This window comes from Streptomyces angustmyceticus, assembly GCF_019933235.1.
Taxonomy (GTDB): Bacteria; Actinomycetota; Actinomycetes; order Streptomycetales; family Streptomycetaceae; genus Streptomyces; species Streptomyces angustmyceticus.
The window spans coordinates 1,334,331-1,356,765 of sequence record NZ_CP082945.1 but is presented as its reverse complement, the minus strand read 5'-3'; the positions used below and the strand labels follow the sequence as shown (position 1 = coordinate 1,356,765).

General features: G+C 71.7%; 21 protein-coding genes. 19 read left to right on the top strand and 2 right to left on the bottom strand.

Annotation, left to right across the window (positions count from 1 at the left end):
- The first annotated feature begins 414 nt into the window (after window positions 1-414).
- From K7396_RS06410 to K7396_RS06340, 15 genes are all read left to right on the top strand, one after another.
- Entirely contained in the window at window positions 415-2,220 is a 1,806-nt protein-coding gene (locus K7396_RS06410) for a DUF5941 domain-containing protein (protein ID WP_152104339.1), read from the top strand.
- Window positions 2,217-2,954 (top strand): phosphocholine cytidylyltransferase family protein, encoded by a 738-nt coding sequence (locus tag K7396_RS06405; protein ID WP_086720811.1) that lies wholly within the window; start codon window positions 2,217-2,219, stop codon window positions 2,952-2,954. The genes K7396_RS06410 and K7396_RS06405 overlap by 4 nt, the downstream gene beginning before the upstream one ends.
- Window positions 2,942-4,003: an iron-containing alcohol dehydrogenase family protein gene (locus K7396_RS06400; RefSeq protein ID WP_086720810.1), complete on the top strand. Its 1,062-nt coding sequence runs from the start codon at window positions 2,942-2,944 to the stop codon at window positions 4,001-4,003. The genes K7396_RS06405 and K7396_RS06400 overlap by 13 nt, the downstream gene beginning before the upstream one ends.
- A complete protein-coding gene (locus K7396_RS06395) occupies window positions 3,981-4,760 on the top strand; it encodes a CDP-alcohol phosphatidyltransferase family protein (protein ID WP_086720809.1) in 780 nt (259 codons plus the stop codon). Before K7396_RS06400 ends, K7396_RS06395 begins: the two co-directional genes overlap by 23 nt.
- A gap of 8 nt (window positions 4,761-4,768) precedes the next feature.
- Window positions 4,769-5,641: a glycosyltransferase family 2 protein gene (locus tag K7396_RS06390; protein ID WP_086720808.1), complete on the top strand. Its 873-nt coding sequence runs from the start codon at window positions 4,769-4,771 to the stop codon at window positions 5,639-5,641.
- Window positions 5,642-5,719: 78 nt separating this feature from the next.
- Window positions 5,720-6,649 carry an ABC transporter permease gene (locus tag K7396_RS06385; RefSeq protein WP_152104340.1) on the top strand — a complete coding sequence of 310 codons (930 nt, stop codon included), beginning with the start codon at window positions 5,720-5,722 and terminating at the stop codon, window positions 6,647-6,649.
- A complete protein-coding gene (locus K7396_RS06380; RefSeq protein ID WP_152104341.1) occupies window positions 6,642-7,445 on the top strand; it encodes an ABC transporter ATP-binding protein in 804 nt (267 codons plus the stop codon). The genes K7396_RS06385 and K7396_RS06380 overlap by 8 nt, the downstream gene beginning before the upstream one ends.
- Window positions 7,446-7,895: 450 nt before the next feature.
- A complete protein-coding gene (gene hpnC / locus K7396_RS06375; protein WP_086718209.1) occupies window positions 7,896-8,762 on the top strand; it encodes a squalene synthase HpnC in 867 nt (288 codons plus the stop codon).
- Window positions 8,759-9,712 (top strand): presqualene diphosphate synthase HpnD, encoded by a 954-nt coding sequence (gene hpnD / locus K7396_RS06370; protein WP_086718208.1) that lies wholly within the window; start codon window positions 8,759-8,761, stop codon window positions 9,710-9,712. Before hpnC ends, hpnD begins: the two co-directional genes overlap by 4 nt.
- 100 nt (window positions 9,713-9,812) lie before the next feature.
- Entirely contained in the window at window positions 9,813-11,270 is a 1,458-nt protein-coding gene (gene hpnE / locus K7396_RS06365) for a hydroxysqualene dehydroxylase HpnE (protein WP_223659690.1), read from the top strand.
- Complete coding sequence (locus K7396_RS06360) at window positions 11,267-12,388, top strand: polyprenyl synthetase family protein (RefSeq protein WP_086718207.1); 1,122 nt, start codon at window positions 11,267-11,269, stop codon at window positions 12,386-12,388. Before hpnE ends, K7396_RS06360 begins: the two co-directional genes overlap by 4 nt.
- 107 nt (window positions 12,389-12,495) lie before the next feature.
- On the top strand, window positions 12,496-14,547 hold the full coding sequence (gene shc, locus K7396_RS06355; protein ID WP_086718206.1) for a squalene--hopene cyclase: 2,052 nt from the start codon (window positions 12,496-12,498) through the stop codon (window positions 14,545-14,547).
- Complete coding sequence (locus K7396_RS06350; RefSeq protein WP_086718205.1) at window positions 14,547-15,215, top strand: phosphorylase family protein; 669 nt, start codon at window positions 14,547-14,549, stop codon at window positions 15,213-15,215. Before shc ends, K7396_RS06350 begins: the two co-directional genes overlap by 1 nt.
- A gap of 5 nt (window positions 15,216-15,220) precedes the next feature.
- The gene (hpnH, locus tag K7396_RS06345; protein WP_086718204.1) at window positions 15,221-16,246 is read left to right on the top strand and encodes an adenosyl-hopene transferase HpnH; all 1,026 of its coding nucleotides are present in this window, start codon (window positions 15,221-15,223) and stop codon (window positions 16,244-16,246) included.
- Between the two features lie 46 nt (window positions 16,247-16,292).
- The gene (locus K7396_RS06340; protein ID WP_086718203.1) at window positions 16,293-17,675 is read left to right on the top strand and encodes an aspartate aminotransferase family protein; all 1,383 of its coding nucleotides are present in this window, start codon (window positions 16,293-16,295) and stop codon (window positions 17,673-17,675) included.
- 177 nt (window positions 17,676-17,852) lie between these two features.
- Here K7396_RS06340 and K7396_RS06335 read toward each other — a convergent pair whose 3' ends face one another.
- A complete protein-coding gene (locus K7396_RS06335) occupies window positions 17,853-18,662 on the bottom strand; it encodes a tyrosine-protein phosphatase (protein ID WP_086718202.1) in 810 nt (269 codons plus the stop codon).
- A gap of 244 nt (window positions 18,663-18,906) precedes the next feature.
- On the opposite strand from K7396_RS06335, the gene K7396_RS06330 reads away from it, so the two are divergent.
- Window positions 18,907-19,707: an SGNH/GDSL hydrolase family protein gene (locus K7396_RS06330; RefSeq protein WP_086718201.1), complete on the top strand. Its 801-nt coding sequence runs from the start codon at window positions 18,907-18,909 to the stop codon at window positions 19,705-19,707.
- A gap of 71 nt (window positions 19,708-19,778) precedes the next feature.
- Here K7396_RS06330 and K7396_RS06325 read toward each other — a convergent pair whose 3' ends face one another.
- On the bottom strand, window positions 19,779-20,240 hold the full coding sequence (locus K7396_RS06325) for an ATP-binding protein (protein WP_223659686.1): 462 nt from the start codon (window positions 20,238-20,240) through the stop codon (window positions 19,779-19,781).
- Window positions 20,241-20,377: 137 nt separating this feature from the next.
- On the opposite strand from K7396_RS06325, the gene K7396_RS06320 reads away from it, so the two are divergent.
- The 3 genes from K7396_RS06320 to K7396_RS06310 are packed head-to-tail and all read left to right on the top strand — an operon-like array spanning window position 20,378 to window position 22,428.
- Window positions 20,378-21,244, top strand: a complete 867-nt coding sequence (locus tag K7396_RS06320) for a helix-turn-helix domain-containing protein (protein ID WP_086718199.1) — start codon at window positions 20,378-20,380, stop codon at window positions 21,242-21,244.
- A gap of 3 nt (window positions 21,245-21,247) precedes the next feature.
- Window positions 21,248-21,526, top strand: coding sequence for a DUF397 domain-containing protein (locus tag K7396_RS06315; protein ID WP_086718198.1), 279 nt, complete (start codon window positions 21,248-21,250; stop codon window positions 21,524-21,526).
- Window positions 21,523-22,428 carry an SAM-dependent methyltransferase gene (locus K7396_RS06310; RefSeq protein ID WP_174886851.1) on the top strand — a complete coding sequence of 302 codons (906 nt, stop codon included), beginning with the start codon at window positions 21,523-21,525 and terminating at the stop codon, window positions 22,426-22,428. The genes K7396_RS06315 and K7396_RS06310 overlap by 4 nt, the downstream gene beginning before the upstream one ends.
- The last annotated feature ends 7 nt before the right edge of the window (window positions 22,429-22,435 follow it).

Genomic DNA, 22,435 nt, shown 5'->3' with positions numbered 1-22,435 from the left:
TTCGCCCCCGCCGCGGAGCGCGCCGCGCGCCCCGATGGCGCCGGCGCCGGACGGCGACCGCCCCCCCCGGACCTGGGATGGCTCTCGCCACACCGGCCCCGGCACAACCCGCCCGCCCCGTGACCAGCCCGCTCATAACCGGCACCGGAGGGACCGCCCGGTCCGCGGGCCAGTTGTTCATGGACCACCTGATCCACCATGATGATCGCGGCAGGCGCAGCCGTCGGTCACTCGATCGTGCGATGAATGCGCGGTGAACGGCCGCATCCGGCGATCCGATAGCCTCTGCCGACGTGCCACCCGGCCCTCCGGGCGCCAGGTGTGCCACGCCCGCTGCCCGGGTAGTTCGTATCGAATGCGGATCGATCGCGAACCGTCCGTGCTGCCTTGTCAGCATCCAAGGAGTGAGTTCGACTGTCGACCGCCATCCTCACCGGTCCGCCGGTCGCCGGGTCGCCGCTCGAAGCCGACCTGCGCACGCTGGGCTTTGACGTCCGTACCGCGGACGATGCCGCCTCCACGGCCGAGCTGCTCGCCGCGGTGCCCGCCCAGGAGCGCGTCGCCGTCGTCGACCCCCGCTTCGTCGGCCACCTGCACGCCCTGCGGCTCGCGCTGACCGACCCCCGCTTCCCCGCCGCGGCCGTGCCCGGCGCGCTCACCGCGCAGCCCGCGGCGCGTGCCGCGCTGGCCCGTGCCGTCGGCAGGATCCCGGTCGGCGCCGGCACCGCCCACCTCACGGACGTGCTCACCGACACCCTCACCGAGTCCCTCGACCGCGAGGAGGCCGGACTGCACCGCGTCGAACTGGGCAGCCTGGTCGCCACCGTCGCGCTCACCCCGGCGCAGCGCGAGGACGCCCGCGAGGCCGTCGCCGCGGTCGACGACGAGGCGGTACGCCTGCGCACCGCCGTGAAGTCCCGCGACGGCTTCTTCACGACGTACTGCATCAGCCCGTATTCGCGCTACCTGGCCCGCTGGTGCGCGCGCCGCGGGCTCACCCCCAACCAGGTCACCACCGCGTCCCTGCTCACCGCGCTGATCGCGGCAGGCTGCGCGGCCACCGGAACCCGCGGCGGCTTCGTCGCGGCCGGCCTGCTCCTCCTCTTCTCCTTCGTCCTGGACTGCACCGACGGGCAGCTCGCCCGCTACTCCCTGCAGTACTCGACGATGGGCGCCTGGCTGGACGCCACCTTCGACCGGGCCAAGGAGTACGCGTACTACGCGGGCCTGGCCCTCGGGGCGGCCCGTGGCGGGGACGACGTATGGGCGCTGGCGCTGGGCGCGATGGTGCTGCAGACCTGCCGTCATGTCGTCGACTTCTCCTTCAACGAGGCGAACCACGACGCGACCGCCAACACCAGCCCCACCGCCGCGCTCTCCGACAAGCTCGACAGCGTCGGCTGGACGGTCTGGGTGCGCCGGATGATCGTGCTGCCCATCGGGGAGCGCTGGGCGATGATCGCGGTGCTCACCGCGCTCACCACCCCCCGCATCGTCTTCTACGCCCTGCTCGTCGGCTGTGCGCTGGCCGCCTGCTACACCACGGCCGGGCGGGTGCTGCGCTCGCTGACCCGCCGGGCCCGCCGCACCGACCGCGCGGCGCAGGCACTGGCCGACCTCGCCGACTCCGGGCCGCTCGCCGAACTGATCGCCGCCGGGGCGCGTGGCCGCGGCCGGACCGGTTCCTACCTGGCGCCCGCTATGGCGTTTCTCTCGGCCGCGGTGCTGCTGGTCTGGGTGATCTTCCAGGACGACCCCGCGTCGTGGCTCACCGTCGGCGTCGCCGCCTGCTCCGCGCTGCTGGCCGGCGCGGCCGTGTCCCGCCCGCTCAAGGGCGCCCTCGACTGGCTCGTCCCGCCCTTCTTCCGGGCCGGCGAGTACCTCGCGATCCTGGTCCTGGCCGCCCGCGCCGACGTCCCCGGAGCACTGCCCGCGGCGTACGGGCTGGTCGCGGCGGTCGCCTACCATCACTACGACACGGTCTACCGCATCCGTGGTGGCACCGGAGCCCCGCCCCGGTGGCTGGTCCGGGCGACCGGCGGACACGAGGGACGGATCCTTGTGGTCACCGTCCTCGCCGCCGCGCTGTCCCCCGAAGGTTTCACAATCGCGCTGACGGCCCTTGCTGTGGTCCTGGCGCTGCTGGTGCTCGTCGAGAGCATCCGTTTCTGGGTGTCCTCCCAAGCACCCGCCGTACACGATGAAGGAGAACCCGCATGATCGGCCTCGTGCTGGCTGCCGGCGCCGGACGGCGTCTGCGCCCCTACACCGACACTCTGCCCAAGGCCCTGGTGCCGGTCGACGGGGACACCACCATCCTCGACCTGACCCTCGGCAACTTCGCCGAGATCGGCCTGACCGAGGTCGCGATCATCGTCGGCTACCGCAAGGAAGCCGTCTACGAGCGCAAGGAGGCCCTGGAGCAGAAGTACGGCCTCAAGCTCACCCTCATCGACAACGACAAGGCCGAGGAGTGGAACAACGCCTACTCCCTGTGGTGCGGCCGTGACTCGATCAAGCACACCGTGATCCTCGCCAACGGCGACACCGTGCACCCGGTCTCCGTTGAGAAGACCCTGCTCGCCGCCCGCGGCAACGGCCAGAAGATCATCCTCGCGCTGGACACCGTCAAGCAGCTCGCCGACGAGGAGATGAAGGTCGTCGTGGACCCCGCCAAGGGTGTCCAGAAGATCACCAAGCTGATGGACCCGGCCGAGGCGACCGGTGAGTACATCGGCGTCACCCTCATCGAGGGCGAGGCCGCCGAGGAGCTGGCCGACGCGCTGAAGACCACCTTCGAGCGGGACCCCGACCTCTACTACGAGGACGGCTACCAGGAGCTGGTCAACCGCGGCTTCAAGGTGGACGTGGCCCCGATCGGCGACGTCAAGTGGGTCGAGATCGACAACCACGACGACCTCGCGAAGGGCCGTGACATCGCATGCCAGTACTGACCCGCCTCATCCCGTCCCCGGTCGTCGTCGACATCAACGCCGGCGCCCTGGACGACCTGGCGGGCCTGCTGGCCGATCAGCGCATCTCCGCGTCGGGCAAGCTCGCCATCGCGATCAGCGGCGGCTCGGGGGCACGGCTGCGTGAGCGGCTGTCCCCCGCGCTGCCCGGCGCCGAGTGGTACGAGGTCGGCGGCGGCACCCTGGACGAGGCGATCAAGCTCGCCGACGCCATGAAGAAGGGGCACTACGACGCGGTCGTGGGCCTCGGCGGCGGCAAGATCATCGACTGCGCCAAGTTCGCCGCGGCCCGCATCGGCCTGCCCCTGGTCGCCGTCGCGACGAACCTGTCGCACGACGGCCTGTGCTCGCCGGTCGCCACCCTCGACAACGACGCGGGCCGCGGTTCCTACGGTGTGCCGAACCCGATCGCCGTGGTGATCGACCTCGACATCATCCGTGAGGCCCCGGTCCGGTTCGTCCGCTCCGGCATCGGCGACGCGATCTCCAACATCTCCGCGGTCGCGGACTGGGAGCTCTCGCACCGGGAGACCGGCGAGGCGATCGACGGACTGGCCGCCGCCATGGCGCGCCAGGCCGGCGAGGCCGTGCTGCGCCACCCCGGCGGGGTCGGCGACGACGCCTTCCTCCAGGTGCTTGCCGAGGGCCTGGTCCTGACCGGCATCTCGATGTCGGTGGCCGGCGACAGCCGTCCGGCGTCCGGCGCCTGCCACGAGATCAACCACGCGCTCGACATCCTCTACCCCAAGCGCGCGGCCAGCCACGGCGAACAGTGCGGCCTCGCCGCGGCCTTCGCCACGCATCTGCGCGGGGACAAGGAGACGCGGGACCTGATGGTCCAGGCGCTGCGCCGGCACGGCCTGCCGGTCACGCCGGGCGAGATCGGCTTCACCGACGACGAGTTCGTCCAGGCCGTCGAGTACGCACCCAAGACCCGTCCCGGGCGCTACACCATCCTGGAGCACCTGGACCTGTCCACCGACCAGATCAGGGACGCTTACGCCGACTATGCACAAGCCATCGGTAGCTGAGCTCCGCCCGGTCGTTCACCCCCCGGGGGTGAAGGACCGGCGGAGCGGCGAGCACTGGGCCGGCCGGCTCTACATGCGCGAGCTCTCGCTGCGCATCGACCGCCACCTGGTGAACACGCGGATCACGCCCAACCAGCTGACCTACGTGATGACCGTCGCCGGCGTCCTCGCCGCCCCGGCCCTGCTGGTGCCGGGGATCTGGGGGGCCGTGCTCGGTGTGCTGATGGTGCAGCTCTATCTGCTGCTCGACTGCGTCGACGGCGAGGTCGCCCGCTGGAAGAAGCAGTTCTCCCTGGGCGGGGTGTACCTGGACCGGGTCGGCGCCTACCTGTGCGACGCGGCGGTCCTGGTCGGGTTCGGTCTGCGCGCCGCCGACCTGTGGGGCTCGGGGCGGATCGACTGGCTGTGGGCCTTCCTGGGCACCCTCGCCGCGCTCGGCGCCATCCTGATCAAGGCCGAGACCGACCTGGTCGGTGTCGCCCGGCACCAGGGCGGGCTCCCGCCGGTGCAGGAGGCGGCGTCCGAGCCGCGCTCGTCCGGCATGGCGCTGGCCCGCAAGGCCGCCGCCGCGCTGAAGTTCCACCGTCTGGTCCTCGGGGTGGAGGCGTCCCTCCTCATCCTGGCCCTGGCGGTCCTGGACACGGTCAGGGGCGACCTGTTCTTCTCCCGGCTCGGTGTCGCCGTGCTGGCCGGCATCGCGCTGCTGCAGACGCTGCTGCACCTGGTGTCCATCCTGGCGTCGAGCAGGCTGAAGTGAGGGGCGCGATGAAGGTCGGCGCGGTCATCATCACCATGGGCAACCGCCCCGAGGAGCTGCGGGCGCTGCTCGACTCGGTCGCCAAGCAGGACGGCGACCCGGTCGAGGTCGCGGTCGTGGGCAACGGTTCGCCGCTGCCCGAGCTGCCCGAGGGCGTGCGGACGGTCGAGCTGCCGGAGAACGTCGGCATCCCGGCCGGCCGCAACGCCGGCATCGAGGCGTTCGGACCCGGCGGCAGCGACGTCGACGTCCTGCTCTTCCTCGACGACGACGGGCTGCTGGCCCGGGAGGACACCGCACAGCTGTGCCGGGAGGCGTTCGCCGCCGACCCCGAGCTCGGGATCATCAGCTTCCGGATCGCCGACCCGGACACGGGGGAGACCCAGCGCCGCCATGTGCCGCGGCTGCGGGCCTCGGACCCCATGCGCTCGTCGCGGGTCACCACCTTCCTCGGCGGTGCCAACGCGGTCCGTACGCATGTGTTCGAGGAGGTCGGCGGGCTGCCCGACGACTTCTTCTACGCCCATGAGGAGACCGACCTGGCCTGGCGGGCGCTGGACGCCGGCTGGCAGATCGACTACCGCGCGGACATGGTGCTCTTCCACCCGACGACGGCGCCGGCCCGGCACGCGGTCTACCACCGGATGGTGGCCCGTAACCGTGTGTGGCTGGCCCGGCGCAACCTCCCCGCCCTGCTGGTTCCGGTCTATCTCGGCGTCTGGCTCCTGCTCACGCTCGCCCGCCGGCCGTCCCGTCCGGCGCTGCGGGCCTGGCTGGGCGGCTTCAAGGAGGGCTGGGCGAGCCCGTGCGGTCCCAGGCGCCCCATGAAGTGGGCTACCGTTTGGCGACTGACCCGACTGGGCCGCCCTCCCGTCATCTGACAAGCTCATATCTGAGAGCATCAGGCGCGAACCGGGGCGTGGCCCCGGCAGCGCACCTTGAGGACGAAAGTGTCAACTGTGAGCGAGACCACGCACGACAGTGCGGTCGCCATGAGTGCCCCGCCATCTTCCGATGAGGGGCTCACCCCTGCCCAGCGGGCCCAGAAGTACGGGCTCTCGCAGAGCGGGGCCCGGCCCGGCCTCCCGGAGTACGTCCGGCAGCTGTGGGCGCGGCGGCATTTCATCTCCGCGTTCGCCAGCGCCAAGCTGACGGCGCAGTACAGCCAGGCCAAGCTGGGCCAGGTCTGGCAGGTGGCGACGCCGCTGCTGAACGCGCTCGTGTACTACTTGATCTTCGGTGTGCTGATCGGCACGAGCCGGGGCGTCCCGGACTTCGTCCCGTTCCTGGTGACCGGCGTCTTCATCTTCACCTTCACCCAGAGCTCGGTGATGGCCGGCACCCGGGCGATCTCCGGCAACCTCGGCCTGGTGCGCGCGCTGCACTTCCCGCGGGCCTGCCTGCCGATCTCGTTCTGCCTGATGCAGCTCCAGCAGCTGCTGTTCTCCATGGGCGTGCTGGTGATCATCCTGCTCGGCTTCGGGCAGGTGCCGACCTGGTCGTGGCTGCTGGCCTTCCCGGCCCTGCTGCTGCAGTTCGTCTTCAACACGGGCCTGGCGATGGTCATGGCGCGGCTGGGCGCGAAGACCCCGGACCTGGCGCAGCTGATGCCCTTCATCATGCGGACCTGGATGTACGCGTCCGGCGTGATGTTCAGCATCGACCTGATCCTCAAGGGCAAGCACGTCCCCGGCTTCGTGGAGGTCCTGCTCAACGCCAACCCGGCCGCGGTCTACATCGACCTGATGCGCTTCGCGCTGATCGACAGCTTCACCTCCGCGAAGCTGCCGCCGCATGTGTGGGCGTTCGCCGGTGGCTGGGCGCTGCTGATGGGCGTGGTCGGCTTTGTGTACTTCTGGAAGGCTGAGGAGCGGTACGGACGTGGCTGAACAGAAGAACGGCATCGAGCCGGCGAAGGCCGCCGAGGCCCGCATTCCGACGGTGATCGCGGACGATCTGCACATCGTCTACCGGGTCTACGGCACGGGCGCGGGCAAGGGCAGCGCCACCGCGGCGCTGAACCGGATCGTGCGGCGCAAGCCGTCCACCGGTGTGCGGGAGGTGCACGCGGTCAAGGGCGTCTCCTTCACCGCCTACCGGGGGGAGTCGATCGGGCTGATCGGCTCCAACGGGTCGGGCAAGTCGACGCTGCTCAAGGCCGTCGCCGGGCTGCTGCCCGCCGAGCGCGGCAAGGTCTACACCCACGGCCAGCCCTCGCTGCTGGGCGTCAACGCGGCCCTGATGAACGACCTGACCGGCGAGAAGAACGTCCTGCTGGGCGGCCTGGCCATGGGCATGAGCCGCGAGCAGGTCCGCGAGCGCTACGACGGCATCGTCGACTTCTCCGGCATCAACGAGAAGGGCGACTTCATCTCGCTGCCGATGCGCACCTACTCCTCCGGCATGGCGGCGCGCCTGCGGTTCTCCATCGCCGCGGCCAAGGACCACGACGTGCTGATGATCGACGAGGCCCTGGCCACCGGCGACCGCAGCTTCCAGAAGCGCTCCGAGGCCCGCATCCGCGAGCTGCGCAAGGAGGCCGGCACGGTCTTCCTCGTCAGCCACAACAACAAGTCCATCCGCGACACCTGCGACCGGACCCTGTGGCTGGAGCGCGGTGAGCTGCTGATGGACGGCCCGACGGACGAGGTCATCAAGGCGTACGAGAAGGAGACGGGCAAATAGCCCGTACCGCACCCGAAGGCCTCCGTGAGTCCGCCTCGCGGGGGCCTTCGAGCGTGGGGGCAAGGCCAACTCCATTGACGCCGGAACGAGTTCGGGCGTAATGGACGCCGGCGAGGTGGTTGCCCCGGGCTTCGGCACCCCCTCGGACGCGGGTGAGATGTACGGCGTAAGCTGTACGGGTACCGACCAGCACAAGTGACACATCTCGGGCAACGCTCACCCGAGCGGGCGATGTGGGCTCGATCGGGGCGCGGCGCCCGCTGCGGCGTGTCCGAAATGGGATGTTTTAGCTTGGCGGTGTAGAACGGGAGACGTGACGGCAATGGCTACTGGTTCGCTCCGGCACCGAAATGCGCCGGGCAGCCCCCGGTGAGCCGAGACAACGAGCAGGCGCGTCGCGCCTTCCCCCGATGGGGGGCGGCGGGCGACGGGCGGGAGCAGACGCGCACCGTGCTCGATCAGGCCGCACACGAGAACTTCCCCGTCGCGCCGTTCTTCCTGCCCCGCGCCTGGCGGACCGACCTGATGGCCGTCTACGGCTTCGCCCGGCTCGTCGACGACATCGGTGACGGCGATCTGGCCCCCGGCGGCGGCGACGCCGTCCTCCTCGGGCTCGACCGCGCCCAGTACGACGACCGGCCCGCGCTGCTGGACGCCCTCGAAGCCGACCTGCACCGCGTGTTCAGCGACCGCGCCCCGGGACCCGGGCATCCGCTGCTGCGCCGCCTCGGCCCCACCGTCCGCCGCTGCGGCCTGACCCCGCAGCCGTTCCTCGACCTCATCGAGGCCAACCGGCAGGACCAGCGGGTCAGCCGCTACGGCACCTACGGCGACCTGGCCGCCTACTGCGAGCTGTCCGCCAACCCCGTCGGCCGCCTCGTCCTCGCGCTCACCGGCACCGCGAGCCCCGAACGGATCCGCCGCTCCGACGCGGTCTGCACCGCCCTCCAGATCGTCGAGCACATCCAGGACGTGGCCGAGGACCTGGGGCGCGACCGCGTCTACCTCCCGGCCGAGGACATGAAACGCTTCGGTGTCGACGAGGCGGATCTGGCCGCGCCGAGCGGGGGCGCGTCGGTGCGCGCCCTGATCGCCTTCGAGGCCGAACGCGCCCGTGAGCTGCTGCGTGAAGGGACCCCGCTGGTGGGTAGCGTCCACGGCAGACTCAAGCTGCTGCTGGCCGGTTTCGTGGCCGGCGGACGCGCTGCACTCCAGGCGGTCGCGGCCGCCGACTACGACGTACTCCCTGGACCGCCCAAGCCGACCAAGCTCAGCCTGCTGCGCGAGGTGGGGGCGACATTGCGAAGAGAGGGGTGAGTCGGACCGTGGAGGCAACCGCACACACGTCCGCGCCGGTGCTCGCTGCGTACCGCTACTGCGAGGCCATCACCGGGCAGCAGGCACGGAACTTCGCCTACGGCATCCGGCTGCTGCCGACCGACAAGCGGCAGGCCATGTCGGCGCTCTACGCCTTCTCCCGCCGGGTCGACGACATCGGCGACGGCACCCTGGAGCCCGCCGCCAAACAACGCCGCCTGGAGGACACCCGGGCGGTGCTGGCGCGCGTCAAGGACGGCCGGATCGACGACGACGACACCGACCCGGTGGCCGTCGCGCTGGCCGACGCCGCCCGCCGCTTCCCGCTGCCGCTGGAGGGCCTCGACGAGCTGATCGACGGCGTCCTGATGGACGTGCGCGGCGAGACCTACGAGACCTGGGACGAACTGCGGGGCTACTGCCGCTGTGTCGCCGGGGCCATCGGCCGGCTCTCGCTGGGCGTGTTCGGCACCGTACCGGGCGCGCCGGACGCCGACCGCGCCTTCGAGTACGCCGACACCCTCGGCCTGGCCCTGCAACTGACCAACATTCTCCGGGATGTGCGCGAGGACGCCGGCAACGGCCGCACCTACCTCCCCGCCGAGGACCTCGCCAAGTTCGGCTGCGCGGCGGGCTTCGAGGGCCCCGTGCCGCCGCCCGGCTCCGACTTCACCGGCCTGGTGCACTTCGAGGTCAAGCGGGCCCGCGCGCTGTTCGCCGAGGGCTTCCGGCTGCTGCCGATGCTCGACCGGCGCAGCGGCGCCTGCGTGGCCGCGATGGCAGGCATCTACCACCGGCTGCTGACCCGGATCGCCGCCGACCCCGAGGCGGTGCTGCGCGGCCGGGTCTCGCTGCCCGGCCGGGAGAAGGCCTTCGTCGCGGTGCGCGGGCTGTCCGGGCTCGACGCGCGGGCGATCGGCCGCCGGGAGTCCGTCCGGAGGCGTGGATGATGCGCCGGGCGGCGAACGACAGCGGTGATCCCGCGTCAGTGCGGCGGGCAACCCTTCCGGGGGTGGCTGCGTCCCTCAGAGCAGTACGGGGGGAGAGCACATGACATCGGGAGCCAGGCGGCCCGGCCGGCGGCACGCGCTGCCGTCCGGCCTTCCCGGAGCGGCGGCCGCGGTCGTCGTCGGGGGCGGTCTCGCGGGCACCACCGCGGCGCTCGCGCTGGCCGACGCGGGGCTGCGGGTCACCCTCGTCGAGAGCCGGCCCCGCCTGGGCGGGCTGGTCTTCTCCTTCCGCCGCGAATCCGGCGTCGGCGAACTGTCCGTCGACAACGGCCAGCACGTCTTCCTGCGCTGCTGCACCGCCTACAGCGGGCTGCTGGAGCGGCTCGGCGCCGCGCACCTGGTGCCCCTGCAGGACCGGATGGACGTGCCCGTGCTCGACGCCGACCGGATGCGGCTCGGCCGGCTGCGCCGCACCGCGCTGCCCGTACCGCTGCACCTCGCCGGGAGCCTGGCCGGCTACCCGCACCTCTCGCCCGCCGAACGCGCCGGGGTCGTCCGCGCCACCCTCGCGCTGAAGGGCCTCGACCCGGCCGACCCCGCCCTGGACCGGCTGGACTTCGGCAGCTGGCTGCGCCGCCACGGCCAGTCCGCCCGCGCCGTCGAGGCGCTGTGGGACCTCGTCGGCATCGCCACCCTCAACGCCCGCGCCGGCGACGCCTCGATGGGCCTGGCCGCCAAGGTCTTCAAGACCGGCCTGCTGTCCGCCCCCGGCGCCGCCGACATCGGCTGGTCCCGGGTCCCGCTCGGCGACGTCCACGACGACCGTGCCCGCACGGCCCTGGAGAAGGCCGGCGTCCGCGTCGTCCTGCGCACCCGCGCCCAGGCGCTCACCCGCGGCGACGACGGCTGGCAGGTCACGGTCGGGAACGGCCCGCACGGCAGCGAGCGGCTCGACGCGGACACCGTCGTCCTCGCCGTACCGCAGCGCGAGGCGCACGCCCTGCTGCCCGACGGCACGCTGGACGGCAAGGACCGGCTGCTGGACATCGGCACGGCCCCCATCCTCAACGTCCATGTCGTCTACGACCGCCCGGTGCTGCGCCGCCCGTTCTTCGCCGCGGTCGGCTCGCCGGTCCAGTGGGTCTTCGACCGCACCGACGCCTCGGGGCTCAGGGGCCTGGCCGGCCAGGAGCGCAGCCAGTACCTCGCCCTGTCGCAGTCCGCCGCGCTGGAGGAGATCGACCACCCGGTCGGCAAGCTCCGGGCCCGCTACCTTCCCGAGCTGGAGCGGCTGCTGCCCGCCGCCCGCGGCGCCAGGATCCACGACTTCTTCGTCACCCGCGAGCGCACCGCGACCTTCGCGCCCGCCCCGGGCGTCGGCAGGCTCCGCCCCGCCGCCCGCACCCAAGCTCCCGGCCTGTTCCTGGCCGGTGCGTGGACCGCCACCGGGTGGCCCGCGACCATGGAAAGCGCTGTTCGCAGCGGCACTGCCGCCGCTCGCGAGGCACTCACCGAACTCGGCTTCCCCCAGGGCCAGTTGCCTCAGGAGGCGGCATGACTACGAGTACGAGCGCTCGCACGAGCACGAGCATCGGAAACAGAGGAGAAACCGTGAATCCGGCTTCCCCAGCTATCGACACCGCGAGCGTCACCGCGCTGCTGGAGCGCGGGCGGACACTTGCCACTCCCGTGCTGCGTGCCGCCGTCGACCGGCTCGCTCCTCCGATGGACACCGTCGCCGCCTACCACTTCGGCTGGATCGACGCCGAGGGCCGCCCCACCGCGGGCGACAGCGGCAAGGCCGTGAGGCCCGCGCTCGCCCTGCTGTCGGCCGAGGTGGCCGGCGCGGCCCCCGAGGTCGGCATCCCCGGCGCGGTCGCCGTCGAGCTGGTGCACAACTTCTCGCTGCTGCACGACGACCTCATGGACGGCGACGAGCAGCGCAGGCACCGCGACACCGTCTGGAAGGTGCACGGCCCCGCGCAGGCCATCCTGGTCGGTGACGCGCTGTTCGCCCTCGCCAACGAAATACTGCTGGAACTCGGCACGGTCGACGCCGGCCGGGCCACCCGCCGGCTCACCCAGGCCTCCCGCAAGCTGATCGACGGTCAGGCCCAGGACATCTCCTACGAGCACCGCGAGCGGGTCACCGTCGAGGAGTGCCTGGAGATGGAGGGCAACAAGACCGGCGCGCTGCTGGCCTGCGCCGTCTCCATCGGTGCGGTCCTCGGCGGCGCCGACGACCGCACCGCCGACACCCTGGAGAGGTACGGCTACCACCTCGGCCTCGCCTTCCAGGCCGTCGACGACCTGCTCGGCATCTGGGGCGACCCGGAGGCCACCGGCAAGCGGCCCTGGAGCGACCTGCGCCAGCGCAAGAAGTCGCTGCCGGTCGTCGCCGCGCTGGACGCCGGTGGCCCGGCCTCCGAGCGCCTGGCCCGGATCCTCGCCGAGGACGCGAAGAAGAGCGAGACCGAGATCGCCGACTTCACCGAGGAGGAGTTCGCCTCCCGCGCGGCCCTCATCGAGGAGGCCGGCGGCCGGGACTGGACCTCCCAGGAGGCGCGCCGCCAGCACGCCACCGCCATCGCCGCCCTGAACGAGATCGAGATGCCGGAGAAGGTCCGCGCACAGCTCGTCGCACTCGCGGACTTCGTCGTTGTACGCGAGAGATGAGCACCACCGACACCGAATAGATCGCAGTCGCCGGCCGGCGCCAGCCGGGCGCCGGCCGACGGAATCCCTGAGCACGCTTTTCACAGTTCACTGCAGAAGGGGAAGCCATGACAGCGACGACCGACGGAAGCACCGGGGCCCTGCCGCCCCGGGCCCCCTCGGCCCATGATGCCGCCGCCGGGACCACCGGAACGGCGCCACCCGCCCGCACCGCCGCGGCACGCGAGACGGTGGAGGCCGCCCGCCGCGCGAGCGCCCGCGCCAGGGACCACCTGCTCTCCGTCCAGGACCCCGCCGGATGGTGGAAGGGCGACCTGGAGACCAACGTCACGATGGACGCCGAGGACCTGCTGCTCCGTCAGTTCCTGGGCATCCAGGACCCGAAGCTCACCGAGGCCACGGCCCGTCACCTCCGCGCCGAACAGCGCCCGGACGGCACCTGGGCCACCTTCTACGGCGGGCCCGGCGAACTCTCCACCACCATCGAGGCCTATGTCGCCCTGCGCCTCGCCGGGGACGACCCCCGCGCCCCGCACATGGCCGGCGCCTCCGCATGGGTCCGCGAACAGGGCGGGATCGCGGCGGCCCGCGTCTTCACCCGCATCTGGCTGGCCCTCTTCGGCTGGTGGAAGTGGGACGACCTGCCCGAACTGCCCCCGGAACTCCTCTACTTCCCCAAGTGGTTCCCGCTCAACATCTATGACTTCGGGTGCTGGGCGCGGCAGACCATCGTGCCGCTGACCGTCGTCTCGGCGAAGCGCCCGGTGCGCCCGGCGCCGTTCGGCCTCGACGAGCTGCACACCGATCCCCGCCGGCCCAACCCGCCGCGCCAGCCCGCCCCCGTCACCAGCTGGGACGGGCTCTTCCAGCGCCTGGACAAGGCGCTGCACCTCTACCACAAGGTCGCCCTGCGCACGCTGCGCCGTGCCGCGATGCGCTCCGCCGCCCGATGGATCATCGAGCGGCAGGAGAACGACGGCTGCTGGGGCGGCATCCAGCCCCCCGCCGTCTACTCCGTCATCGCGCTGCACCTCCTCGGTTACGACCTCGACCACCCCGTGCTGCGCGACGGCCTGGCCTCGCTCGACCGCTTCGCCGTATGGCGCGAGGACGGTCCCGCCGGGCCCGGGGGCCGGGGAGCCGGCCCCGTCCGGATGATCGAGGCCTGCCAGTCCCCGGTCTGGGACACCTGCCTGGCCACCATCGCGCTCGCCGACGCCGGAGTGCCCGCCGACCACCCGCAGCTGGTCAAGGCGGCCGACTGGATGCTCGCCGAACAGATCCGCCGGCCCGGCGACTGGAGCGTCAAACGGCCCCAACTCCCCTCCGGAGGCTGGGCGTTCGAGTTCGAGAACGACAACTACCCGGACATCGACGACACCGCCGAGGTGGTGCTCGCGCTGCGCCGCGTCCGGCACCCCGACCCCCTGCGCGTCGAGGCGGCGGTGGGGCGCGCGGTGCGCTGGAACGTCGGGATGCAGTCCAAGGACGGCGGCTGGGGCGCCTTCGACGTCGACAACACCAGCCCGTTCCCCAACCGGCTGCCGTTCTGCGACTTCGGCGAGGTGATCGACCCGCCGTCGGCCGATGTCACCGCCCATGTCGTCGAGATGCTCGCGGACGTCGGCCGCGCCCACGACCCGCGCACCCGCCGCGGCATCGCCTGGCTGCTGGCCGAACAGGAGCCCAGCGGGGCCTGGTTCGGGCGCTGGGGCACCAACTACGTCTACGGCACCGGCTCGGTGCTCCCGGCGCTCGCCGCGGCCGGCATCCCCGCCTTGCACCCCGCGGTGCGCCGCGCGGTGCGCTGGCTGGAGCAGGTGCAGAACGACGACGGTGGCTGGGGCGAGGACCAGCGCTCCTACCAGGACAAGGAGAAGTGGGCCGGGCGCGGCGCCTCCACCGCCTCGCAGACCGCATGGGCGCTGATGGCGCTGCTCGCGGCCGGGGAACGGGACGGCGAGGCGGTACGGCGCGGAGTGCGCTGGCTGACCGACACCCAGCGCGAGGACGGCACCTGGGACGAGCCGTACTTCACCGGCACCGGCTTCCCCTGGGACTTCTCCATCAACTACCACCTCTACCGCCAGGTCTTCCCGCTGACCGCCCTGGGCCGCTATCTGGGCGGGGGCCCGGCCGGCGCGCCGGTGGGCTCCTGATGCCCGGCCGGCCCCCCGCGGACGCGGAGCCGCCGCTGCTCGTCGCCTGCGCGCTGGGCATCGAACGGTTCGCGCTGCGCCGCGGCGACCCCGGGGGAGCGGAGTGCGGGGCCGGCCCGCGGATTGTCACGCTCCGTACCGGCATGGGCCCCCAGGCGGCCGAACGCGCCGTCGCGGCAGCGCTCGGTGCGGGCTCGGTCACCGAGCGTTCCCCCGTCGTCGCCAGCGGCTTCTGCGCCGGCCTCGCCCCCGGGATGCGGCCCGGGGACGTGGTCGTCGCCGAGGCCACCCGCGATCACCACCCGGACGCGCCGGAGACCCGCTGCCACGACAACGGCCCGCTGCTGCGGGCTCTGCGCCGGCGTGGCCTGACCGTGCACACCGGGCTGCTGCGGGGCTCCGACCACGTCGTACGCGGCGCGGAGCGGGCCGCGCTGCACGCCGCCGGAGCGGTCGCGGTGGACATGGAGTCCGCGGCGACCCTCCGGGCCGCCCGGCGCGCCGGCAGCCGTCCGGTTGCGGCCGTCCGGGTGGTCGTGGACGCTCCAGAACATGAACTCGTACGCATCGGCACCGTGCGCGGTGGAATATCGGCCTTCCGAGTGCTGCGCTCCGTACTCCCCGTTTTCCACGAATGGCACCGTTCTTTGCTGCTCCCCTGGAGGTGAGCCAGATGGCCATGCCGCTCCGTCAGTCCATCCGGGTCGGAACGTATCTTTTTGAACAGAAGATCATCCGCCGGCGCGAGAAGTTCCCGCTCATCGTCGAGCTGGAGCCGCTCTTCGCATGCAATCTGAAATGCGAGGGCTGCGGGAAGATCCAGCATCCGGCGGGCGTGCTCAAGCAGCGGATGCCGGTGGCACAGGCGGTCGGCGCGGTGCTGGAGTCGGGCGCCCCGATGGTGTCCATCGCCGGCGGCGAACCGTTGATGCACCCTCAGATCGACGAAATCGTACGGCAGTTGGTGGCCAAGCGGAAATATGTCTTCCTGTGCACCAATGCGATGCTGCTGCGCAAGAAGATGGAGAAATTCACGCCCTCACGCTATTTTGCGTTCGCCGTGCACATCGACGGCATGCGTGAGCGGCACGACGAATCCGTCGCGAAGGAAGGCGTCTTCGACGAGGCGGTGGCGGCCATCAAGGAGGCCAAGCGGCGCGGCTTCCGGGTCACCACCAACTCCACCTTCTTCAACACCGACACCCCGCAGACCATCATCGAGGTCCTCAACTTCCTCAACGACGACCTCCAGGTCGACGAGATGATGCTGTCGCCCGCCTACGCCTACGAGAAGGCCCCCGACCAGGAGCACTTCCTCGGCGTGGAGCAGACCCGCGAGCTGTTCAAGAAGGCCTTCGCCGGCGGCAACCGCCGCCGCTGGCGGCTCAACCACAGCCCGCTCTTCCTGGACTTCCTGGAGGGCAAGGCGGACTTCCCGTGCACGGCCTGGGCGATCCCCAACTACTCGCTGTTCGGCTGGCAGCGCCCCTGCTACCTCATGAGCGACGGGTACGTCCCCACCTACCGGGAGCTCATCGAGGACACCGACTGGGACAAGTACGGCAGGGGCAAGGACCCGCGCTGCGCCAACTGCATGGCGCACTGCGGCTACGAGCCGACCGCCGTCCTCGCCACCATGGGGTCGCTGAAGGAGTCCCTCAGGGCGGCCAGGGAGACCGTCGCGGGCAACCGAGGGTGACCGCCGCCCCGGCCGGCGCCGCGCCGGCCCGTGAGGAGAGCGACTCGTGACCGGATTCGACCTGACCGCACTGCTCGCCGAGCGCGGCGGCGAACGCTACGACCTGCACACCCGCCATCTCAACCACCAGCTCCCGCGCATGCTGCACACCCTCGGCTTCGACAAGGTCTACGAGCGGGCCGAGGGTGCCTACTTCTGGGACGCCGACGGCCAGGACTACCTGGACATGCTCGCCGGGTTCGGGGTGATGGGCCTGGGCCGGCACCACCCCGTCGTCCGCCGGGCCCTGCACGACGTCCTGGACGCCCAGCTCGCCGACCTCACCCGCTTCGACTGCCAGCCGCTGCCCGGCCTGCTCGCCGAGCAGCTGCTGTCCCGCGCGCCCCACCTCGACCGGGTCTTCTTCGGCAACAGCGGCACGGAAGCCGTCGAGACCGCCCTCAAATTCGCCCGCTACGCCACCGGCAGGCCCCGCCTCCTCTACTGCGACCACGCCTTCCACGGCCTCACCACCGGCGCGCTCTCCGTCAACGGCGAGGCCGGCTTCCGGGACGGCTTCGCCCCGCTGCTGCCGGACACCGCCGTCGCGATGGGGGATCTGGACGCCCTGGAGCGGGAGCTGAAGCGCGGCGACGTGGCGGGGTTCGTGGTCGAACCGGTCCAGGGCAAGGGCGTCCACCCCGCCCCGCCCGGGTTCCTGCGCGCCGCACAGGACCTGCTGCACCGCCACAAGGCCCTGCTGATCGCCGACGAGGTGCAGACCGGCCTCGGCCGCACCGGCGACTTCTTCGCCTACCAGCACGAGCGGGGCGTCGAACCGGACCTGGTGTGCGTGGCGAAGGCGCTGTCCGGCGGCTACGTCCCGGTGGGGGCGACCCTGGGCAAGGACTGGATCTTCAAGAAGGTCTACTCGTCCATGGACCGGGTGCTGGTGCACTCCGCCAGCTTCGGCGCCAACGCCCAGGCGATGGCGGCCGGGCTGGCGGTGCTCGCGGTGATGGAGGACGAGCAGATCGTCGCGAACGCCCGGCACACCGGCGAGCTGCTGCGCTCCCGGCTCGCCGCGCTGGTCGACAGGTACGAGCTGCTGCACGACGTACGCGGCCGCGGCCTGATGATCGGCATCGAGTTCGGCCGCCCCACGTCGCTCGGTCTGCGCAGCCGCTGGACGATGCTGCAGACGGCCCGCAAGGGGCTGTTCGCGCAGATGGTCGTGGTGCCGCTGCTGCAGCGTCACCGCATCCTGACCCAGGTCTCCGGCGACCATCTCGAAGTCATCAAGCTGATCCCACCGCTGATCATCGGCGAACGGGAGGTGGACCGCTTCGTCGAGGCGTTCACCGCCGTCATGGACGACGCCCACCAAGGCGGCGGACTCATCTGGGACTTCGGGCGGACGCTGGTCAAACAGGCGGTCGCCCACCGCTGACCCTGCCGGCGGGAGAGGCGCCGGCCGCCGCGGGAACGGGGCGGGCCGTCCATGTCGGGACGGCCCGCTGGGCGCAGCGCACGGCGGGGGAGCGGGGTACCGCGCCGACCGCGGCCGGTGTCCGGATGCTGCCCGTCGCGGGGCGGGCACGGAGCCGTGCGCGGGCGGCGGCGGTGGTCAGTCCGTCAGCAGCCGGTCGCGCAGGCGTTCGCGGGTGGCGGGCGTCAGCTTCAGGCCGTCGGTGAGGTAGGCCTCCGTCGAACCCCAGGTGCGCTCGATCGCGTCGTAGGCGGCCGTGAGGTAGTCGGTGTGCGCCCCGAACAGCGGGGAGAGCAGCTCCATGACCTCCTGCGACATCCCGACCGCGGAGTTGTCGGAGCGGCGGATCTTGTAGCGCCGGTGGGGGTCGTTGGACTTGAGGTAGTCCGCCTCGATGGCGTCCCGCTCCACCCCGACCGCCAGCAGGGTCACGGCGACGGACAGGCCCGCGCGGTCCTTGCCGGCCGCACAGTGCATCAGCGCGGGGACGCTGTCGTCGGCCAGCGCGTGCAGCACCCTGCTGTGGTCTTCGGTGCGGGTGGTGATGATGTGGCGGTAGGTGCTGGCCATCCGGGCCGCGGCCTTGCCGTCGCCGAGCGCGGAGCGCAGCTGGTCCAGCTCGCCCTCGCGCACCATCGTCCAGAACTCCGCGCCGTCGGCCGGGTCGGTGAGCGGGATGTTCACGTTGCGCACGCCGGGCAGCGTGACGTCGGGGCCCTCCAGCTTGATGTCCGAGGCGTTGCGGAAGTCGAAGATGGTGTGCAGCCCGAGGCCGGCCAGGAACGCGGCGTCCGCCTCGGTCGCGTGGGCGAGGTGCCCGCTGCGGAACAGCCTGCCCTCCCGAACGCGCCGCCCGTCCACCGTCGGCAGACCCCCCACGTCGCGGAAGTTGCGGACCTCCGTGAGCTCGGGCTTGGCCTGTGGGACCTGCGGCGTCTGCTGCGTCACGCGCGCTCCTCGGGTTCGGTCGCCGACGCCGCTCGTCGGCGAGGCGGGCACCTCCGACGATACGACATTGATGCAACAGGAAATCAGGTCATCACAGGTGTGCCGGGGCGCGCGGGAGTGCCGGAGGGCGTGATCGATCCTTATTCCAACTTGACAAGAATTTGACCTGGTGGCATTAATCACCCCTCGTCAACCCCTGGTTACGGTGGCGTAGGTCACTTCATGAGGTGAAGGATGTCCTGACGTGGCAGACGATTCGAAGTACTTCAGCAACGGCGCCCAGGGCGCCATCGAGTCGTACGCAGCCGTCGGGGACAGCTTCACAGAGGGGGTCGGGGATCCCGGCCCTGACGGGGCGTACATCGGTTGGGCGGACCGCCTGGCGGTCCTCCTCTCGGACCAGCGGGCCGAGGGGGACTTCCGCTACGCGAACCTCGCGGTCAGGGGCCGGCTCCTGGACCAGATCGTCGAGGAGCAGGTGCCCCGGGCGAAGGAGCTCGCCCCCGCCCTGGTGACGTTCTGCGCCGGCGGCAACGACATCCTGCGGCCCGGCTCGGACCCGGACGCGGTCGCGCGGCGCTATGAGGCGGCGGTCGCCGATCTGCGGCAGGAGGTCGGCACGGTCCTGCTCTGCACCGGCTTCGACACCCGCGGCATCCCCGTCCTCAAGCATCTGCGCGGCAAGATCGCCACGTACACGGCGCACGTCCGGGCCATCGCGGACCGGCACGACTGCCCGGTCCTGGACCTGTGGTCGCTCACGTCGGTGCAGGACCGGCGGGCCTGGAGCGACGACCGGCTGCATCTGTCCGCCGACGGCCACACCCGGGTGGCGCTGCGCGCGGGGCAGGTGCTGGGGCTGCGGGTGCCGGCCGACCCGGACCAGCCGTGGCCGCCGGAGGCGGAGCGCTCGGCCGCCGAGGCGCGGCGGGACAACGTCCACTGGGCGCGGGAGCACCTCGTCCCGTGGATCGGGCGCCGGCTGCGCGGCGAGTCCTCCGGCGATCATGTCGAGCCCAAGCGGCCCGATCTGCTGCCGCTCTAGAGCGGCCGGGGCGCCCGTCGTCGGCCCCGGGCATGACGGAGGCCCCGTGTCCGCCGGAGCGGAGCGGGGCCTCAGCGTGCGAGGGAGGCGTACGGCAGGTCCGCCCAGACGACCCGGCCACGGCCGCTGTCGTCGGGGCGGGAGCCCCAGCTCTCCGACAGCGCGCCGACGAGGAACAGCCCTCGTCCGCACTCCTTGTCCACGCTGCCGGGCTGGACGTGCGGCGCCGAGTCCTCGGGGCCGCCCTGGTCCGTGATCTCTATGCGTATGTGCGCGCCGAGGAGGGAGAGTTCGCAGCCCACCTTCTCGCTGTCGGTGTGCCGGACCGCGTTGGTGAACAGCTCGGAAACCACCAACTCCACGTCGTCGCGGACGTGTGGGGCCGCGCCCCACTCGCGCAGCAGCGCACTGGCGCGTCTGCGCGCCTCGGGAACGGACGTGCGTCGCGCGGGCAAGTGGAACGCGTCCTGCGGGTACTGGGCGACGAAGCCGCCACAGCGCCCTAACGAGGGAGCGTTGTTGGAGGAAGCCACGCCGTAACTATGTGCGATGCCGGTCACCGATGGCAAGGATCACTCTGCAATTTGCAGAATCGTAAGGAGCAGTCTGTTCGTGCTGCTGACGGCATGACACACTGCTGAACACTGAAGTCAGTTGGAGGCGATCGGACGTGGCGGACCCACGGTCGGCAGGTGCGCCGACCGTCCTGCGGGTGGTGCTCGGCAAGCGACTGCAGGACCTGCGCGAGAAGGCGGGACTCTCCTTCGAACGGGCCGCGGCGGCCCTCGACGTGACCCACGCCACGATACGGCGCATGGAAAAGGCCGAGGTCGGCCTCAAACTCCCTTACGTCGAGAAGCTGCTGGCGACCTACGGCGTCACCGACGAGGAGGAGATCGAGGGCTTCCTCTCCCTCGCCCGCGAGGCCAACAAGCCCGGCTGGTGGCACCGCTTCCGGGACGTCCTGCCCGAGTGGTTCAGCGCCTTCGTCAGCCTGGAGAGCGAAGCCAACCTGATCCGGGCCTACCAACCGCACTACGTCCCCGGGCTGTTGCAGACCGAGGACTACGCCGCCGCCGTCCTGCGGGCCGGCATGCCGCACGCCTCCGCGGCGGACGTCGACCGCATCGTCGCCCTGCGCATGGAGCGGCAGTCGCTCCTCACCCGTGAGCACGCGCCGATGCTGTGGGTGGTCATGGACGAGACCGTGCTGCGGCGGCCGATCGGCGGGGCGAAGGTGATGCGCGACCAGGTCACCCGGCTGATGGAGGCCACCGCACTGCCGAACGTCCGGCTGCAGGTCATGCCCTTCGCCGCGGGCCCGCACCCCGCCATGTACGGCCCCTTCCACATTTTCCGCTTCCCGATTCCGGAGCTCCCGGACATCGCCTACGCGGAAAGCCTCGTCGGAGCCGTGTACTTCGACCAGCGCAACGACGTCTCGCAGTTCCTGGAGGCCCTGGACCGGATGTGTGCGCAGGCCGCGCCGGCACACACCACCGAGGCCATTCTGGGTGGCTTTCGCAAGGAGATCTGAACCATGGATCGCATACGCATCTACAACGGCATGCCCGCCAAGGAACTGGGCACTGAGGGCTGGCACAAGCCGTGGAGCGGCGGAAACGGCGGGGAGTGCGTCGAGGCCATGCGGCTGGGCGACGGCCGGATCGCGCTGCGCCAGTCGACCGACCCGGACGGCCCCGCGCTGATCTACACCCACCACGAGATGGTGAGCTTCATCGAGGGCGCGAAGGCCGGCCACGCCGACTTCCTGCTCGCGGCGGCCCCGGGCCGGCGCACCGAGCGGAGGACGGCATGAGCGAGCAGGGTATATCCGGGGGCACGCCGGACGACGCGGTCCCGGACTTCGGACCGTACGTCCAGGGCCCGGAGCCCTCGGGCTTCGCGGCCGAGGAGATCGACACCAGCCGGCCGCACCCTGCCCGGATGTACGACTACTACCTCGGCGGCTGGGACAACTACGAGGTCGACCGGGTGGCCGCGGAGCGCGTCATCGAGGTCCACCCCCAGGTCCGGCTGAGCGCCCGCGCCAACCGCGCCTTCATGCGGCGGGCGGTGCGCGCACTGACCGCCGGGGGCATCCGCCAGTTCATCGACATCGGCACCGGCATCCCCACCTCGCCCAACACCCATGAGGTGGCCCGGGAGACCGCTCCCGACACCCGGGTCGTGTACGTCGACAACGACCCGATCGTCGCCACCCACGCCGGGGCCCGGCTGACCAACACCGAGCACACCGGCTTCGTGCTCGGCGACGTCCGCGACCCCAAGGCCCTGCTGGACCACCCCACGGTCCGGGAACTGATCGACTTCGACCGGCCGGTGGCGCTGCTGCTGGTCGCCGTCCTCCACTTCGTCCGCGACGACGAGGACCCCGCCGCCCTGATCGCCACCCTGGCCGAGGCGCTCCCCGCCGGCAGCCATCTGGTGCTGTCGCATGCGACCGGTGAGCCCTACGAGGACTATGCGGAGGGCCGCACCGACGAGCAGGCGCGCGACGGCGTCGTGAACGTCTACAAGAGCGCCACCGCCTCCCTCAACCTGCGCTCGAAGGCCGGAATCGAGCCGCTCTTCGGGCCGTTCGCCCTGCTGGAGCCGGGAGTGGTGCGGGTGCCGCTGTGGCGCCCGGACGGCGCGGTGCCCGGGGCGCGGGAACTCAACAACACCATCTTCTACGGCGGGGTCGGCCGCAAGGACTGACCGGCCG